This is a genomic window from Rhodovulum marinum, from assembly GCF_004343075.1.
In the GTDB taxonomy this organism is placed as follows: domain Bacteria; phylum Pseudomonadota; class Alphaproteobacteria; order Rhodobacterales; family Rhodobacteraceae; genus Rhodovulum; species Rhodovulum marinum.
Genome location: NZ_SLXP01000011.1, coordinates 73,593 through 89,952, shown reverse-complemented (window position 1 = coordinate 89,952; position 16,360 = coordinate 73,593). Strand labels below are relative to the sequence as shown.

Genomic DNA, 16,360 nt, shown 5'->3' with positions numbered 1-16,360 from the left:
AGCGCCCATCCCTTCCGGACACTCCGCGTCCACCTGCCTTTCCGCGCCCCAGCCCTACTACGCCCTCACCGCTGTTGCCCCGCGCCTGACTCCGGTCTTCTTGATCGGTCCCGTGATCCAACGCGGGGCCGAACATGTCCGTCACCACCCTCCATCCTGAAGCCTCAACCCGCGGCGCGCGGATGCTGCGTACGGCGTTGGGCGCCGATGTCGCGGCCTGGCTCGAAGACCCCGCGGTCGTCGAGGTAATGCTGAACCCCGACGGCCGGCTCTGGGTCGATCGGCTGGCTGAGGGGCTTTGCGACACCGGCGCGCGGCTGTCGGCGTCGGACGGGGAGCGGATCATCCGGCTGGTCGCACACCATGTCGGCGCCGAGGTCCATGCCGGGGCGCCGCGGGTCTCGGCGGAACTGCCCGGGACGGGGGAGCGGTTCGAGGGCCTCTTGCCCCCGGTGGTCGCGGCCCCGGCCTTCGCCATCCGCAAGCCCGCCGTCGCCGTGTTCACGCTGCAGGATTACGTCGCCGCCGGGATCATGACGGTCGAGGCCGCCCATGCCCTGCACGAGGCCGTCGCCGGGCGGGCCAATATCCTCGTCGCGGGCGGGACCTCGACGGGCAAGACCACGCTGACCAATGCGCTGCTGGCCGAGGTCGCCCGGACCACCGACCGCGTCGTGCTGATCGAGGATACCCGCGAGTTGCAGTGCCTGACGCCCAACCTCGTCGCGCTGCGCACCAAGGACGGCGTCGCGACGCTCTCCGATCTCGTGCGCTCCTCGCTCCGCCTGCGCCCCGACCGCATTCCCATCGGCGAGGTGCGCGGGGCCGAGGCGCTGGATCTCCTGAAGGCCTGGGGCACCGGCCATCCCGGCGGGATCGGGACGATCCACGCGGGCTCGGCGCTGGGGGCCCTGCGGCGGATGGAACAGCTGATCCAGGAGGTCGTGGTCACCGTCCCGCGCGCCCTGATCGCCGAGACCATCGACCTGGTCGCCGTCCTCGCCGGGCGCGGCGCCGAGCGGCGGCTGATCGAACTCGCCCGGGTGACCGGGCTGAGCCCTGTAGGCGACTACGCCCTCGAAGACCTCCTCACCCCCAGCCATGGAGATCAGCCGTGACCGCATTTCCCGTCGCATCTCGCGTTGCGGGCCTTGCCATCCTCGCCGCGACATCCGTCCTGATCTCCACTCCGGCGCTGGCCGCCGGGTCGGGCATGCCTTGGGAAGCGCCGCTCCAGTCGATCCTCGAGTCGATCGAGGGCCCGGTCGCCAAGATCGTCGCGGTGATCATCATCATCGTCACCGGCCTGACGCTGGCCTTCGGCGACACCGGCGGCGGGTTCCGGCGGCTCGTGCAGATCGTGTTCGGCCTCTCCATCGCCTTCGCGGCCTCGAGCTTCTTCCTCTCCTTCTTCTCCTTCGGCGGTGGGGCGCTGATCTGATGGAGAGCCCGACCGACATTCCCGGTTATCTCGCGCCGGTTCACCGCGCCCTGATCGATCCGATCCTGCTCGCGGGCGCGCCGCGCGCCATCGCCATCGCCAACGGCACGCTCGCCGCCGCCATCGGGCTGGGGCTGCGGCTCTGGCTGGTCGGGCTCGCCTTCTGGCTGATCGGTCATCTCCTGGCCGTCTGGGCCGCGAGGCGCGACGCGCAGATTGCCGAGGTCGCACGGCGGCACCTGCGCTACCCGTCCTGGTTCGGGGTCTGAACCGATGCTGCGCCTCGCCGAATACCGAAGCAAGCCCGTATCGCTCGCGGATTTCCTGCCATGGGCGGCGCTGGTCGCCCCGGGCGTGATCCTGAACAAGGACGGCAGCCTGCAGCGCAGCGCCCGGTTCCGCGGGCCCGATCTCGACTCCGCCACGCCCGCCGAACTGGTCGCCACCTCGGCACGGCTGAACGCGGCGCTCCGGCGGCTGGGGTCCGGCTGGGCCGTCTTCGTCGAAGCGCAGCGGATCCCGGCGCAGGACTATCCGGCCTCGGATTTCCCCGACCCGGTCTCGGCGCTGGTCGATGCCGAGCGGCGGGCACAGTTCGAAGAGGAACAGGCGCATTTCGAGAGCACGTATGTCCTGACGCTGGTCTGGTTGCCGCCCGCCGACGAGGCCCGCCGCGCCGGGGGCTGGCTGATCGAGAACGCGCCCGCACAAGGTACCGACCCGGCGGAACTCCTCGCCGGCTTCACCGGCCGCACCGACCGCTTCCTCGACCTGCTCGAAGGGGTCATGCCCGAGGCAGCGTGGCTGACGGATGCCGAGACGCTGACCTACCTCCATTCCACTATCTCGACGCGGCGCCAGCGTGTGCGGGTGCCCGAGGTGCCGATGCATCTCGACGCGGTGCTGGCCGACGCGCCGCTCCTCGGAGGCCTCGCCCCGCGGCTCGGGTCCATGCACTTGCGCACGCTGACGATCCTCGGGCTTCCCAGTGCCACCTGGCCGGGGCTCTTGGACGAGTTGAACGGCCAGGCCTTCGAGTATCGCTGGTGCACACGGGCGATCTGCCTCGACAAGACCGATGCGGCCCGCCTCTTCACCCGCATCCGCCGCCAGTGGTTCGCCAAGCGCAAGTCGGTGGCCGCGATCCTGAAGGAGGTGATGACCAACGAGGCCTCGACGCTGCTCGACAGCGACGCGGCCAACAAGGCGGCCGATGCCGACAAGGCGCTGCAGGAGCTTGGCGCCGATGCGGCGGGTGCCGCCTATGTCACCGCCACGATCACGGTCTGGGATGAGGATCCCCGCGCGGCCGAAGCCAAGCTCCAGGCGGCCGAGAAGATCGTGCAGGGCCGCGATTTCACCTGCATCCCGGAAACGCTGAACGCGCTCGAGGCCTGGCTCGGCTCGCTGCCCGGGCATCTCTACGCCAATATCCGCCAGCCCCCGATCTCGACGCTGAACCTCGCGCACATGATCCCGGTCTCGGCGGTCTGGGCGGGCCCCGCGCGCAACGATCACCTCCAGGGCCCGCCGCTCTTCCACGCCGAGACCGAGGGCTCGACCCCGTTCCGGTTTTCCACCCATGTCGGCGATGTCGGCCACATGGCTGTAGTCGGGCCGACCGGGGCGGGCAAGTCGGTCCTGCTGGCCCTCATGGCGCTGCAATTCCGCCGTTATGCCGGTGCGCAGGTCTTTGCCTTCGATTTCGGCGGCTCGATCCGCTGCGCCACGCTCGCCATGGGCGGGGATTGGGAGAACCTGGGCGAGGCGCTGGCTGACGAGGACCCCGCGGTGCAGCTGCAACCGCTCGCCCGGATCGACGAGGCCGCGGAACGCACCTGGGCGCAGGACTGGCTGGCCGGGATCCTGGGCCGCGAAGGGGCGACCATCGAACCTGTCGCGCGCGATCACCTCTGGTCGGCGCTGACCTCGCTCGCCTCGGCCCCGGTCGAGGAGCGCACGCTCACGGGCCTTTCGGTCCTACTGCAATCGACCGAACTCAAGCGCGCGCTCAAGCCCTTCTGCCTCGGCGGGCCCTTCGGGCGGCTCCTCGATGCCGAAGCCGAGGAGCTGGGCCAGGCCGATGTGCTGGCCCTCGAGACCGAGGGGCTGATCGGCTCGCCCGCAGCACCCGCGGTGCTGGCCTATCTCTTCCACCGGATCGAGGCGCGGCTCGACGGCCGGCCCACGATGATCCTGATCGACGAGGGCTGGCTCGCGCTGGATGACGCCAATTTCGGCGGGCAGCTGCGCGAATGGCTGAAGACGCTCAGGAAGAAGAACGCTTTCGTCGTCTTCGCCACCCAGTCGCTGGCCGATATCGACGGATCGCTCATCGCGCCCGCCATCGTCGAGAGCTGCCCCACCCGCATCTTCCTGCCCAACGAGCGCGCCGTCGAACCGCAGATCGCGCGCATCTACCGGAACTTCGGGCTGAACGACCGGCAGATCGAGATCGTCGCGCGCGCGATCCCGAAGCGCGACTATTACTGCCAGTCGCGCCGCGGCAACCGGTTGTTCTCGTTGGGTTTGGGCGAAGTCGCGCTGGCCTTTTCCGCCGCCTCGTCCAAGGCCGACCAGGCCGCGATCTTCGACATCCTCGCCCAGCACGGCCGCGCAGGGTTCGCCGCAGCCTGGCTCCGCCATCGCGGGCTCGACTGGGCGGTCGAGTTGCTCGGACCGGCGACCGCCGGCGCGGAACCACCCACCCCTGACCCGAAGGAGACAGACCATGACCCGCAGCCCTGATCGCCCGACCAAACCCCGCAGTCTCACCGCCGGAGTGATCGCCTCGGCGCTCGCACTGGCACCCGTGCTGACCCCGATCATGGCAACGCCCGCCCAGGCGCTCTTCGGGCTCGGGGGCGGGGGCCGGATCGTCTACGACCCGCGCAACCATGCCGAGAACATCCTCTCGGCCGCCCGGGCGCTCGAACAGATCAACAACCAGATCGCGCAGCTTCAGAACCAGGCGCAGATGCTGTTGAACGACGCGCTGAACCTTGCGCGCCTGCCGCATTCCTCGCTCGCCCGGCTGCAGCAGGCGGTGGGCGAGACGCAAGCCTTGCTGGCAGACGCCGAAAGCCTCGCCTTCGATGTCGCCGCGATCGAAGAGGCCTTCGCCCGGGATTACGGCGCCGCCGCGGCCGAGGGCGATTTCGACGCAATGATCGCAGGCGCACGCCAGCGGTGGGAGACCTCCGTCGCGGGCTTCGAAGACGCACTGCGGGTGCAGGCGGGGGTTGTCGGCAACATCGAGGCGGCCCGCGGTCAGATGGAGACCCTCGTCCGGGAAAGCCAGGGCGCGGTCGGCGCGCTGCAGGCGGCCCAGGCCGGGAACCAGCTCCTGGCGCTCCAATCGACGCAAATCGCCGATCTGACCGCCGCCGTCGCCGCCCAGAACCGGGCCGCGGCGCTGGAGGCTGCCCGCGCCGCCTCGGCCGAGGCGCAGGGCAAGGAGAACCTCGCGCGGTTCCTCGACTACGGCACCGGCTACCGGCCGGGCAACGCCCGCCTGTTCCGGGACTGAGGCGATGAAGATCGGCGCACCGCAGGTCCTGAAGCTCATAGCCCTCGCCCTCGGCCTCGCGGCCGGGCTGGCCGCCCTGGTCGAACTGGGCCGCAGCAGGGGCAACGACCGGGTCGCCCCCGCGGCCGAAGCTGATCCGCTCCGCACCACGCTCGAACGCTGCCGCACCCTCGCACCCGAGGACTATGCCACCGCCACCGACTGTCGTGCCGCCTGGGCGGAGTCCCGGCGGCGCTTCTTCGGCCTGCCGTCGGCGACCAATGACACGCCGGGTGACGCCCCGGCCGGAACGGAGTGACCCCATGGGCGGCGTCGGTGTCATCGACCGGTTCCTCGAGGTCTTCGCCTCCTACATCGATTCCGGCTTCGGTCTCCTGGGCGGCGATGTCGCCTTCCTCGCCACCACGCTGATCGTGATCGACATCACGCTCGCCGCGCTCTTCTGGGCCTGGGGCGCGGACGAGGACATCCTGGCCCGGCTGGTCAGGAAGACCCTTTTCGTCGGGGTCTTCGCCTACCTGATCGGCAACTGGAACGACCTCGCCCGTATCGTGTTCGAGAGCTTCGCGGGCCTTGGCCTGGTCGCCGCCGGCGGCACCCTCTCCGCCGCCGACCTGCTGCGGCCCGGGCGCATCGCCCAGGTCGGGCTCGACGCCGGCCAGCCGATCCTCGCCGCCATCGCGGATCTGACCGGCTATGTCGCCTTCTTCGACAACATCGTCCAGATCGGCATCCTCGCCTTCGCCTGGATCGTCGTCCTGCTGTCCTTCTTCATCCTGTCGATCCAGCTCTTCGTCACGCTGATCGAGTTCAAGCTCGCCACGCTCGCGGGCTTCGTGCTGGTCCCCTTCGGCCTCTTCGGCAAGACCGCCTTCATGGCCGAGCGTGTGCTGGGTCTCGTCATCTCCTCGGGCGTCAAGGTGCTGGTGCTGGCCGTGATCGTCGGCATCGGCTCGACGGTCTTCGGCGAGTTCACCGCAGGCTTCGCAGGCGAGCCCACGATCAACGACGCGATGTCGGTGGTCCTCGGCGCGCTGGCGCTGCTCGCCCTCGGCATCTTCGGACCCGGCATCGCCAACGGCATCGTCTCGGGCGGCCCGCAGCTGGGCGCCGGCGCGGCCGTCGGCACCGGCCTCGCGGTCGGTGGCGCGGCGGTGGGCGGGGCCGCCGCCACGCGCATGGGGCTGGCCGCTGCCGGCGCCGGCCTCCGTGGCGGCACCGCCGTCGGGTCAGGCGCCGCCACGGCCTACCGTCTCGGCGCCGCCGGGGGGTCGAGCCTTCCCGGAAAGGCTGTGGGCGGGGCGGCCGCGATGGCCCGCGCGGGCGCCGTCACCGCGATCAGCCCGCTCCGCCGGGCGCTCGCCGACAGCGCCCGGTCCGGCGCGCAGGCCGCCTGGGCCGCGACCGGCGGCGTTTCGGGGGCAGGGGTTCCCGCCCCGGCCAATGACGGCTCGCCCGCCTGGGCGCGGCGGATGAAGCGCCAGCAATCCCTCCATCACGGCGTCAGCACCGCGGCCCACGTGATCCGCTCCGGCGATCACGGCGGCGGCGGGACGGCCGTCAGCCTCTCCGAAAGGTCCTGACATGTTTCGACGACCGAGCATCCGTTACGCCACCACCCCGGACCCCGTCACCCCCTACCAGAAGGCCGCCCAGGTCTGGGACGAACGCATCGGCTCGGCCCGCGTGCAGGCCCGGAACTGGCGGCTGATGGCCATGGGCTGTCTCGCGCTTTCGGCCGGGCTGTCGGCCGCCCTCGTCTGGCACTCGGCGCGCGGAACCGTGGTGCCCTATGTCGTCGAGGTCGACAGCCTCGGAGCCGCGCAGGCCGTCGCCCCGGCCTTGGCCCAGTACCGCCCGACCGATCCGCAGATCGCCTGGCACCTCGCCCGCTTCGTCGAGCATGTCCGGCAGGTCCCGGCCGATCCGATCGTGCTGCGCCAGAACTGGCTGCGCGCCTACGACTTCGCCACGGATCGCGGGACCATCGCCCTCAACGACCATGCCCGGGCGGCCGATCCCTTCGCCCGGGTCGGCGACATGCAGGTCGCGGTCGAGGTCTCGAGCGTCATCCGCGCCTCGGACACGAGCTTCCGCGTCGCCTGGGTCGAGCGCCGCTACGAGAACGGCCAACTCGCCGCCACCGAACGCTGGACCGCGATCCTGACCGTCGTGATCCAGCCGCCGCGCGAGATGGAGCGGCTGCGCGCCAACCCGCTCGGCGTCTATGTCCATGCCATCAACTGGTCGCGGGAGAACGCGTCATGAAAGCCCCGATGCCCGTCCTTCTGCTTGCCGCCACCGCGCTCACCGCCTGCGCTCGGGCGCAGTTGCCCGGGATCGCCTATGACGACCGGGTGCCCGCGCTGGCGCCGCCCCCGGCCCCGGCCGCGGATCGGCCCCCGCGCCCCGTCCACATGCCGCCCGCCTGGACCCCGGCGCGCGGCGGCGACCCCGATGCCGCGACGACCGAGGCGCGCATCCTCGCCGCCAATGCCGCCGCTCGGGTCGAGCCCCGGCGCGAAGGCTACTACAACGCGCTGCAGGTCTTCCCCTGGTCCGAGGGCGCGCTCTACCAGGTCCATGCCGCGCCGGGCCAGATCACCAGCATCGCACTCGAACCCGGCGAGCGGCTGACCGGCCCCGGCCCGATCGCCGCGGGCGACACCGCGCGCTGGATCATCGGCGACACCACCAGCGGCGCGGGCCGCACCGCCCGGATCCATGTCCTCGTCAAGCCGACGCGCCCCGACATCGCCACCAACCTCGTCGTCAACACCGACCGGCGCAGCTATCACATCGAGCTCCGCGCCAGCGACGACATCTGGATGCCCGCCGTCGCCTGGGCCTATCCCGAGGCGCCGACGCCGCGGCGGGCGCAGACATCAAGCCGCCCGACCATCCCGCCCGAGGCCGACCGGCGCTACCGCTACGCGCTCGCGGGCGCCAATCCGCCCTGGCGGCCGGTCTCGGCCTTCGACGACGGGCGCCGGGTCTACATCGTCTTCCCGCCCGGGATCGCGCAGGGCGAGATGCCGCCGCTCTTCGTCATCGGTCCCGGTGGCGGCCCCGAGATCGCCAACACACGCGTGCGGGGCAATGTGCTGATCGTCGACCGGCTCTTCGCCGCTGCCGAACTGCGCCTCGGCGCCGGGCGGCAGGAAGTGGTGCGGATCGTGCGCAGCGATGGCCGACCGCCCGCGCCACGCCATGCCCGGAACCCCGAGGAGCAGGGCCGATGACCGCGACCGATCCCGACCGCCCGCAAACCGAGGCCGAGATCGCCGAGACCCTGCGCCTGCGCCCGGACCCGCCCCACGTCATGCGCCTGTCGCGCAAGGCCATCGCGCTCGCCACCGCCGTCGGAGGGCTGGGGCTCGGTGCCATCCTCACCGTCGCCCTGCAGGATCGGCGCGGGGCCGAAGACCCGACCGAGCTCTTCTCCACCGACCGCGTCCAGGCGGCCGAGGGCCTCTCGCGGCTGCCCGGCTCCTATGCCGACATCCCGCGTCTCGGCCCGCCGCTACCCGGCTATCTTGGCCGCCCCACCGTCGCCGCGCAGGAGCGCGGCGTGGCCGTGCCCGCCGGTCCCGTCGTCGCGGGCCCAGCCCCGATGGATCCGGATGAACAACGCCGCCTGCAGGAGATCGAGGCCGCCCGCCTCAGCGCGCTCTTCGCCGAGACGCAGACCGTCCCGCGCGGCGGCGCGCCTGCCGCATCACCGCCCGCCGCGCCGGGGATGTTCCCGACGCTCTCTGCGGGTGCCGGCACCCCCGATGGGGTGGCCGAGCCCGAGGCCTTCCTGACCCGCCCGACCGGTCGCGACCCGGTCAGCGCCGAGCGGCTTGCCCCGCCGCCGAGCCCCTACATCCTGCAGGCAGGCAGCGTCATCCCGGCCGCGCTCATCACCGGCCTGCGCTCCGATCTGCCCGGCCAGATCGCGGCCCAGGTCACCGCGCCGGTCTATGACAGCCCCTCGGGCCGCTACCTGCTGATCCCCCAGGGCGCGCGGCTCCTCGGCGAATACGACAGCCGCGTCGCCGCCGGGCAGACCCGCCTGCTGCTGGTCTGGACCCGCCTGATCCTGCCCGATGGCCGCTCGATCACCCTGACCCGCGAGCCCGGCACCGATGCCGCGGGCGCCGCGGGCCTCGAGGACCGCGTCGACACCCACTGGCGCCGCATCCTGCTGGCCGCCGGCCTCGCCACGCTCCTGAACCTCGGCCTCGAACAGGACAGCGACAGCGAGGATGACATCGCCCGCGCCATCCGCGAGGCTGCGCAGGACACCATCGGCCGCACCGGCGACGAGATCGTTCGCCGCCAGCTCGCCGTTCCCCCGACCCTGACCATACGCCCGGGCTTCCCCGTCCGCGTCATGGTCACCCGCGACCTGATCCTCGAGCCGCTCGGAGAAGTGCGATGACCAAACTCAAGCTCGGCGTCCTCCCCGACGACAAGCCCGTCAAGCTCACCGCCGAGCTGCCCGCCGACGTCCACCGAGACCTCTGCGACTATGCCGCGGTTCTCGGCCAGCAGACCGGGCAGGACCTCGACCCCGCCCGCCTCGTCGCCCCCATGCTCGCCCGGTTCATGGCGACGGACAGGGGGTTCGCGAGGATGCGCAGGGGAAATAAACCCTTGGAATGAAAGCGATGTTCGTTCCAGAACGCGTCTTGCCTGCGCACCTGAACCGCGGTGCCAATCGCCCCTGGCTCCGCCGGCGCAAGGGGCAATTGTCACCCTTTGCCTCTGGTTTTAGCGGGATGCGCGGCGGGGGTCACGGCATCTGACGTTCGATGGTCGACCGCTGTTCCCCGAATGTCGGCGGACTATTGACCCTGACGATGTGACCGCCCCGCGACGGTATCGATATGCCAGGACCGCAAGGGCGGATGCGAGCAGGGGGAGGCCTGCCGGAATGGGGACGGGGGAAGGCACGGACTCGAGTCTCCACAGAGACTCGTTGGTCACGCGGAAAGATGCACGTTCAAAACTCCAACTTGCCCTATAGCCGTCGATCGTGGCGGGGCGTCCGACGGAGTCGTCATAAAAGGACACCGTCCTACCGCCGGGTGGCGATCCGGTCCAGGACCAGTAATAAGGAGGAAGAACGGTGTACCAATCTGTGATGTAGGGCACACCGTCTGCGGTCAAAATGACGTGCATCGAATACCGCCAAGCGTCCCACCCAGTAGAAGCACGGCAAAACGCGCCATACAGGCATTCGGTGCGGACTCCGTCAAATCGGATCCCGACCCGGTCGACTGAGTCGCGCAAATACGAGAATGCATGGTAGTCATCGAATATCTTTTGAACGATCGGGTCGTCGGTCATATCCGGGGTGACAAAATACTGGTCATAATCAGGCACTCCGAGATTGGCTGGATCATGGTGATCCGTGTTTGAGGGCTCGACCCCAACTCCCAGCAGCGAAACACTCATGCTGGTCAGTTCGATATCGAACTCCCACAGATATGTCGCGGCGTCACCGGGATGCGGGAAAAGCAGGGCGGATGCGAAAATGAGCCGGAGAAACTTTAACACTTTAATTTGACCCTAAAACAATCGAAACGCATTAATAAAGGTTAACGCGGCGTGTCGAATCGGTCAATATGGCTCAACGGGTCGGGCAGGCGATCGCGCTGGTGCGGCGCACATGGATCGTCCAATGCGTCGAGGTGGTGCAGGGGATGAAATCGGGACGGAGCTTTGCGGTCAGGATGCGGCCGACCTCTCCCATTGTACCTGATCGACCGATCATCGCGATATCGGCCTCTGGCGCGATAGGCAGATCGGGGGCCAGTTCCGGCGCCTCTGGCCGCTGCCATAACGGATAGCCGGGCACCGGCCGGCCGAGGATGGCGTGTTCGAAGATCACGCCGTTATCCGCGACGATGCCCCATTGCGACGGATCGCCCAGCCGGTGCAGTGCCGCGATCCCGTCGGCCAGCATCTCGTACTGCGCCGCCGGGGTGCTGTTCCGGCCCACCCCCTTTGACAGGGCGAGATAGGACGCATAGGGCCCTTCGGAAATCAGCATCCGGTCACGCTGTGCATAGCCTTCGATTGCTGCCCGGGCGAGGTTGGCGCCATGGGGCAGGGCGAAGGCTGCGACCAGGCAGAAGGCGATGGCCCGCAGCGTGAAGGCGGGGGCCAGATTGGCGCGGTGGGCGATTTCGGCAGCGGCCAGCGCGATCAGGATGGCCATGGGCAGGGCGAGCTGGCCCAGGCTGCCATTACCGCCCATGGTGGCGGCCATGCCGACCCCGGCCCCAGACACCACGACAAGACCGAGCGCGGCGGCGCGCTGCGTGCGGGTCACGAACAGGGTGGCTAGCGCGGCAAGGGCGAAGGTCGTCGCGACCGGCTGGGCCAGGGGAATCTGCACGGCCTTGCGCATCAGCAGCCCGACCTGGGCGCTGTCCTTGTCGCCGACCTGGGCCTGGGCATAGGCAAGCGCGCCAAGCCATCTTTGCAGCGTTGGGTCCAGAACCGCGAGCGCCGCGACCATGCCGATGAGGACGGCCCCCAGCCCGTGCCAGCGCCTTTGCAGGGCCAGGGCCAGAAGCACGGCGGGGGCCAGGACTGCGAAGGTCGGCTTGGTGAGCATCGCGAGTACGACGAGCAAGCCGACGAGGACGCCGGGCAGGAGATCGCCGCGCGGGGAGGCCGCGCGCAGCGCAGAATAGAGACCGGCAAGCAGCAGCAGGGCCAGGCCGACGCGGTTGTACAGGAAGGAATGGGTCGAGACGACGCCGATGATGGGATCGTTGAGTTCCAGCGGATAGCGGGTCAGCATCAGGGTCGCGAGCGTCAGGATCACCGCGGCCATCCCGGCCAAGGACATCCGGCGGAACAGGATAACGCCCGCCGTGGCGCTCAGGGCCCCCAGCAGGAGCAGCGTGAAATAGTCGAAGGCGAAGGCACCGGGCCCGAAGAGCGCCATGGTTGCCGCGATCCCCTCGGCCATGACGCCGCCGTAGAAATGGCCGAAATCGATGACCGGGGTCAGCCCCTGCGCCACGCGCCAGCCGGCCCCCAGCAGGAAGAGCGTGTCGCCGAAATGATCGGTGTCGTAGAAAACCCCGAAAAGAGCGTTGAGCAGCACGAGCCCGGCCAACAGAGCCGTCCCGAGCAGACAGGAGAGGGCGATGCGCTTTTCCAGTCGATCCATGGAGAGATATCCCGTCTTCAGGCCGGAACCGCCTAACCCGGCCGTCTGGGTAGGGTCCGGGGCGGTTTGATCATCGAAGCGTTCCCCATGCATGTCCTGCCCGCTGGCGCCGCGTTCCGACCGGCGTCAAATCCGAGCCGCGGCGGCGATCAGGGCCTCGGTTCGCGCGACCACCCAGTTCCCGGCAAGAACGGTCTCGCCGGCGGCGAAGTCCTGGCGGATCCGCGCCTCGAGGCGGATCCGGCGCGCATCGGCGTCCAGGAGCAAGGCCATCTCGGTGAGATCGGGCCGGTCCAGGACCGCCCGCGCGATCCGCTCCGGGCCCTCGGCGGCGAGATAGGCGCGGCCGACCCGCTCGGGGTCCGCGATATCGGGCAATGCCCATCGCAGCGGGGCCACGATCCCCGCAAGTCGGAACCCGCCGGTGCAGACGGCGAGCGACCCGCCATAGGCAAGCGCCCCGCCCCCCAGAACGGACAGCCCCCCGATCAGGACCGTGCGGCGCGGAAACGCGGTCATGCCTGGAACCTCGTCTTCAGGTGATCGGCCAGCCGGACCGACAGGGCCACGATGGTCAGCGTCGGGTTGGCGCGCCCGACGGTGGGAAAGACCGCGCCGCTGGCGACATAAAGGGCCTGGGTGCCGTGCACGCGACAGTCGCGGTCGACGACGCCGGAAGTGGGGCTGTCGGCCATCCTGAGGGCGCCGAGTTGGTGCCAGGCGGTCGTGGTGCCCCAATAGGGGTCGTCGCCATAGTCTTCCAATTGTATCCGGCCAAGTCCGGCTGCCCCGGCGAACTGGCCGAACAGCATCGCGCTCTGGCGCACGGCTTCCATGTCATCGGCCGAGGGCGACCAGGTCAGCACCGGTCGTGGCATGCCGAGCGCATCGGTCTCGACGGGGTCGAGCGTGATCCGGTTGGTGCGGTCGGGCCTTTGTTCGGCCTCGTATTTCAGAAGCGCAAGGTTGTAGCCGGGCCTGGACAGCATCCGATGCGTCCGGTCGGCAACAAATTCGTCTGTATTCTCGATGACGTTGCAATACTCGGTGCCGAAGGAAAACGGCTTCGCTCCGATATCGCGCCCCAGCGCCCATTTCCCGATCCGCTTGAGCGAGGCCAGGCCGGAATCGGCCGCTTGGCGCCGGGCACGGGTCTCGTCATCGTCCAGGAACGGAATGACGAAATAGTGGAAATTCGGCAGATCGCGCTTTTCCAGCGCCGCATCGCTCAGGCGCCAGACGAAATGCAGCGGCACGCCGTCGTCGGCATAGGTATCGATATCGCTCCAGTAAAGCGCATTGGCGATCGGCGCGGAGAAATGCAGGAACGCCGCCCCGCCGGAAGGGTGGTCCATGTAACAGCGGCCGAGCAGATCGCCCGCATCGCCGGCCCGGGTGCCGTTCCGGGCATTCGACCACAGCAAGAGCCGCGTGGCCTCAATGGTGCCGGCGGCCAGCACGACCGCCTTGCCGGTAAACCGCCGTTCGACCCCGTCAAGCGTGCGTGTCTCGACCACGGGGCTGTCCTGCGGGCCGGTCGCGACCCGCACCGCGTTGGTCCAGAGCCAGACATGGACGGTCTCGCTGGCGGCCAGCGCTTTGCGGTATTTCTGGCCGAACCGGGTCGGTTCGCTCTGGCGCAGGATGGCGGTTTCGACCTCCGGGTTGTCCGGCAGCAGCCGCAAATCGGGATCGGGCGGCGCCAGCGCGTCGAGCGCATACTCGTACCGCCCCAGATCGCAATAGGGATGCGCCCCTTCGTAATAGGGGGCGAGATCCGCGTGGCCAAAGGGCCAGCCCGAAAACCCCGTCGCCGGCGCCCGCGCGAAATCGATCGGGTCGAGCGGCGTGCAATGCCCGCCCCAGTGGTTCGAGGTACCGCCGAGATAGCGCAGCCGGCTGGATGCCAGATCGTACTCGTCGTCGTTGCCCTCGATCCGGCCGTCGTTGAGATCCTGGCAGGCATCGTCGTATTCCTCGCCGCCGCTTTCCAGCAGGGCGATCCGGAGACCGGTGGATTCAAGCTCTTGCGTCAGGGTAATCCCGGCCGGGCCCGCGCCGACAATGATGATGTCGTAATCCGTTTCCGGCAGATCCGACCGTTGTCGACCATCAAGGAACATGCCGAACTCCTTCCGTCCATTCCGAACCGGATGGGCATGACTGATCTGTTAGGGCATGCATGCGCTCCGGTCCAGAGGCCGTCGGGCGACGCCGGTGCCCGCTCGGTCTGCCCCGGAGCGATGGCGGAGCCGCGTACAGCTTCGAACAATGCGGGGCGGGGAAGGTCATGGAAGCCAGCACGTCCTCCTCGGCGTCGTCCATCAGGGCGGCCCGCTTCGGCAGCTTGCCCACATTTGATCTGCACCGCGCCGCCCCATATTGTGGCTTGCGCGTCGCGGCAGTATCCCGGGCGATGTCCAATCGGGCGCGTCGTCTGGCATTGTCTCCAGAACCGGCCGCAGTCCCCGCCGACATCCTCAAGTTCGTGTCAGGACAGGTCTGTGCGGGATAGAAGTCCCGCGATGAATCTGACAATGTGGCCCTTGTTTCAAAGGCCGCCGTTTGCCGGAAGGATTGTTGAATGTCTCTCTCCCTGCCGAGTTTTTGGAGCCGCTCGGGGACGTCATTGTCCATGTCCTGGGGCATCTTTTGGCTTCTGCTCGCCGTCCTGGCGGCAGGGGTCTTCTTCTGGAGCGGCATCGACGCACTGCTCACCGCCTGGCAGCTTCCCGAATACAGCCACGGGCCACTGATCCCGGTGCTCTCGGCGCTGATGTTCCTGCGCGAGCTCAAGCAGTATCCGCCCGAACCGGGCCCGAAATCCGATCGCTGGCCGGGGGTGCTGCTGATCGTCTTTGCGGTGCTGCTGGGCGCGCTCGGCATCCTCAGCAACATCGGCGACATCGTGGCCTACGGGTTGATCCTGTGGGTAGGCGGCATCCTGCTGGTCAGCTTCGGCTGGAGCACGGGCAAGCATTTCTGGCCGCCGGTGCTGCATCTGGTCTACATGCTGCCGCTTCCCGGCGTGCTCTATTACAAGGTCTCCACCTACCTGCAGTTCATCTCGTCGGAACTGGGGGTGTGGTTTCTCAAGCTCTTGTCGATCCCGGTCTTTCTCGAGGGCAACATCATCGACCTGGGGGTGACCAAGTTGCACGTGGCCGAGGCCTGTTCCGGCCTGCGCTACATGTTCCCGATCCTCAGCTTCTCTTACATCTTCGCGGTACTCTATCAGGGACCGAAATGGCACAAGGCGGTGCTGCTGGTCTCGGCGGTGCCGATCGCGATTGTCATGAACTCGATCCGGATCGCGGTCGCCGGGATCATCGTGCAGTATTACGGGCTCGACTGGCTGGAAGGGTTCACCCATTTCTTCGAAGGCTGGGTGATCTTCCTGTGCTCGATCGTGATCCTTTTCGGCCTCGCACGGCTGATGCTGTTCTTCCATCCCGGGCGACCCGGGTTGGCCGAGGCGCTCGATCTCGACACGACCGGCTTTGCCCCGCAACTCATGCGGCTGCAATACCTGCGCCCCTCGACGGCGCTGATCGCTTCCGTCGGCATCGTTCTGGCCGCGTTGGCCGCGCTGCAGGCCATGCCCGAGCGCGGGGCCGTCGCACCTGCGCGCGAGAGTTTCGTGCTGTTCCCGCGCACGCTTGGGGAATGGCGGCAGGACGGGCCTCGGCAATATCTCACCCCCGGCGTCGAACAGAACCTGGCCGCAGACGACTACCACCAGGTCACGCTCGCCAAGGCTGGGGAGGAAGCGTCGGTGGGTCTGTTTATGGCTTGGTATGCCGATCAGAGCAGGGGCGGCGTGCATTCTCCCGAGATCTGCCTTCCCGGTGCAGGCTGGGAAATCGCCTGGCTGGAACGCACCGACATTTCGGGGGCGGTGGGTAGCGTGCAGCCTTTCAACATCAACCGCGCGATCATCCAGAGGGGCGAGACGCGGATGATGGTCTATTACTGGTTCCAGCAGAAGCACCGCCGCATCGCACTCGATTATGCTGCGAAATTCTGGTTGATGGTCGACGGTGCCCGGACGGGCCGTACCGATGGCGCGCTGGTCCGGCTGACGACGCCGATCCTGCGCGGCGAGCCCGACGCCGCGGCCGAAGCGCGCCTGCTGGAGGTCCTGAGCGATCTGGAGCCGACATTGCCCCGGTTTATTCCCGACGGTACCAGTGCACGATAACCGCAGGCGCCA

Annotated in this window: 15 protein-coding genes; 12 read left to right on the top strand and 3 right to left on the bottom strand. The window is 68.9% G+C overall.

The window, feature by feature from the left end:
• Positions 1 to 182 precede the first annotated feature (182 nt).
• Genes trbB through EV662_RS15315 form a run of 11 tightly spaced genes read left to right on the top strand, consistent with a single transcriptional unit; the run spans position 183 to position 9,620 of the window.
• On the top strand, positions 183 to 1,118 hold the full coding sequence (trbB, locus tag EV662_RS15365) for a P-type conjugative transfer ATPase TrbB (protein WP_207903629.1): 936 nt from the start codon (positions 183 to 185) through the stop codon (positions 1,116 to 1,118).
• A 38-nt stretch (positions 1,119 to 1,156) separates the two neighbouring features.
• The gene (locus EV662_RS15360) at positions 1,157 to 1,441 is read left to right on the top strand and encodes a TrbC/VirB2 family type IV secretion system protein (protein ID WP_243695874.1); all 285 of its coding nucleotides are present in this window, start codon (positions 1,157 to 1,159) and stop codon (positions 1,439 to 1,441) included.
• A complete protein-coding gene (locus tag EV662_RS15355; protein WP_132464496.1) occupies positions 1,441 to 1,710 on the top strand; it encodes a VirB3 family type IV secretion system protein in 270 nt (89 codons plus the stop codon). The genes EV662_RS15360 and EV662_RS15355 overlap by 1 nt, the downstream gene beginning before the upstream one ends.
• A gap of 4 nt (positions 1,711 to 1,714) precedes the next feature.
• Positions 1,715 to 4,189 (top strand): conjugal transfer protein TrbE, encoded by a 2,475-nt coding sequence (gene trbE / locus EV662_RS15350; protein WP_132464493.1) that lies wholly within the window; start codon positions 1,715 to 1,717, stop codon positions 4,187 to 4,189.
• Entirely contained in the window at positions 4,173 to 4,970 is a 798-nt protein-coding gene (gene trbJ / locus EV662_RS15345) for a P-type conjugative transfer protein TrbJ (RefSeq protein ID WP_132464490.1), read from the top strand. Before trbE ends, trbJ begins: the two co-directional genes overlap by 17 nt.
• A 4-nt stretch (positions 4,971 to 4,974) precedes the next feature.
• Positions 4,975 to 5,268, top strand: coding sequence for a putative entry exclusion protein TrbK-alt (gene trbK-alt / locus EV662_RS15340; RefSeq protein ID WP_132464487.1), 294 nt, complete (start codon positions 4,975 to 4,977; stop codon positions 5,266 to 5,268).
• Between the two features lie 4 nt (positions 5,269 to 5,272).
• Complete coding sequence (gene trbL, locus EV662_RS15335; RefSeq protein WP_132464484.1) at positions 5,273 to 6,553, top strand: P-type conjugative transfer protein TrbL; 1,281 nt, start codon at positions 5,273 to 5,275, stop codon at positions 6,551 to 6,553.
• Position 6,554: 1 nt separating this feature from the next.
• Positions 6,555 to 7,238, top strand: coding sequence for a conjugal transfer protein TrbF (gene trbF / locus EV662_RS15330; protein WP_132464481.1), 684 nt, complete (start codon positions 6,555 to 6,557; stop codon positions 7,236 to 7,238).
• Positions 7,235 to 8,212: a P-type conjugative transfer protein TrbG gene (trbG, locus tag EV662_RS15325; protein ID WP_132464478.1), complete on the top strand. Its 978-nt coding sequence runs from the start codon at positions 7,235 to 7,237 to the stop codon at positions 8,210 to 8,212. The genes trbF and trbG overlap by 4 nt, the downstream gene beginning before the upstream one ends.
• A complete protein-coding gene (locus EV662_RS15320; RefSeq protein WP_243695872.1) occupies positions 8,209 to 9,396 on the top strand; it encodes a TraB/TrbI/VirB10 family type IV secretion system protein in 1,188 nt (395 codons plus the stop codon). The genes trbG and EV662_RS15320 overlap by 4 nt, the downstream gene beginning before the upstream one ends.
• A complete protein-coding gene (locus EV662_RS15315) occupies positions 9,393 to 9,620 on the top strand; it encodes a DUF2274 domain-containing protein (protein ID WP_132464475.1) in 228 nt (75 codons plus the stop codon). The genes EV662_RS15320 and EV662_RS15315 overlap by 4 nt, the downstream gene beginning before the upstream one ends.
• Before the next feature lie 970 nt (positions 9,621 to 10,590).
• Here EV662_RS15315 and EV662_RS15310 read toward each other — a convergent pair.
• The 3 genes from EV662_RS15310 to EV662_RS15300 form a co-directional block, all read right to left on the bottom strand.
• Positions 10,591 to 12,147 carry a hypothetical protein gene (locus tag EV662_RS15310; RefSeq protein ID WP_132464472.1) on the bottom strand — a complete coding sequence of 519 codons (1,557 nt, stop codon included), beginning with the start codon at positions 12,145 to 12,147 and terminating at the stop codon, positions 10,591 to 10,593.
• A gap of 126 nt (positions 12,148 to 12,273) precedes the next feature.
• Entirely contained in the window at positions 12,274 to 12,666 is a 393-nt protein-coding gene (locus EV662_RS15305) for a hypothetical protein (RefSeq protein ID WP_132464469.1), read from the bottom strand.
• Entirely contained in the window at positions 12,663 to 14,270 is a 1,608-nt protein-coding gene (locus EV662_RS15300; protein ID WP_132464466.1) for a GMC oxidoreductase, read from the bottom strand. The genes EV662_RS15305 and EV662_RS15300 overlap by 4 nt, the downstream gene beginning before the upstream one ends.
• Positions 14,271 to 14,782: 512 nt before the next feature.
• Here EV662_RS15300 and xrtD point away from each other — a divergent pair.
• Positions 14,783 to 16,348 (top strand): VPLPA-CTERM-specific exosortase XrtD, encoded by a 1,566-nt coding sequence (xrtD, locus tag EV662_RS15290; RefSeq protein ID WP_243695871.1) that lies wholly within the window; start codon positions 14,783 to 14,785, stop codon positions 16,346 to 16,348.
• Positions 16,349 to 16,360: the final 12 nt, after the last annotated feature.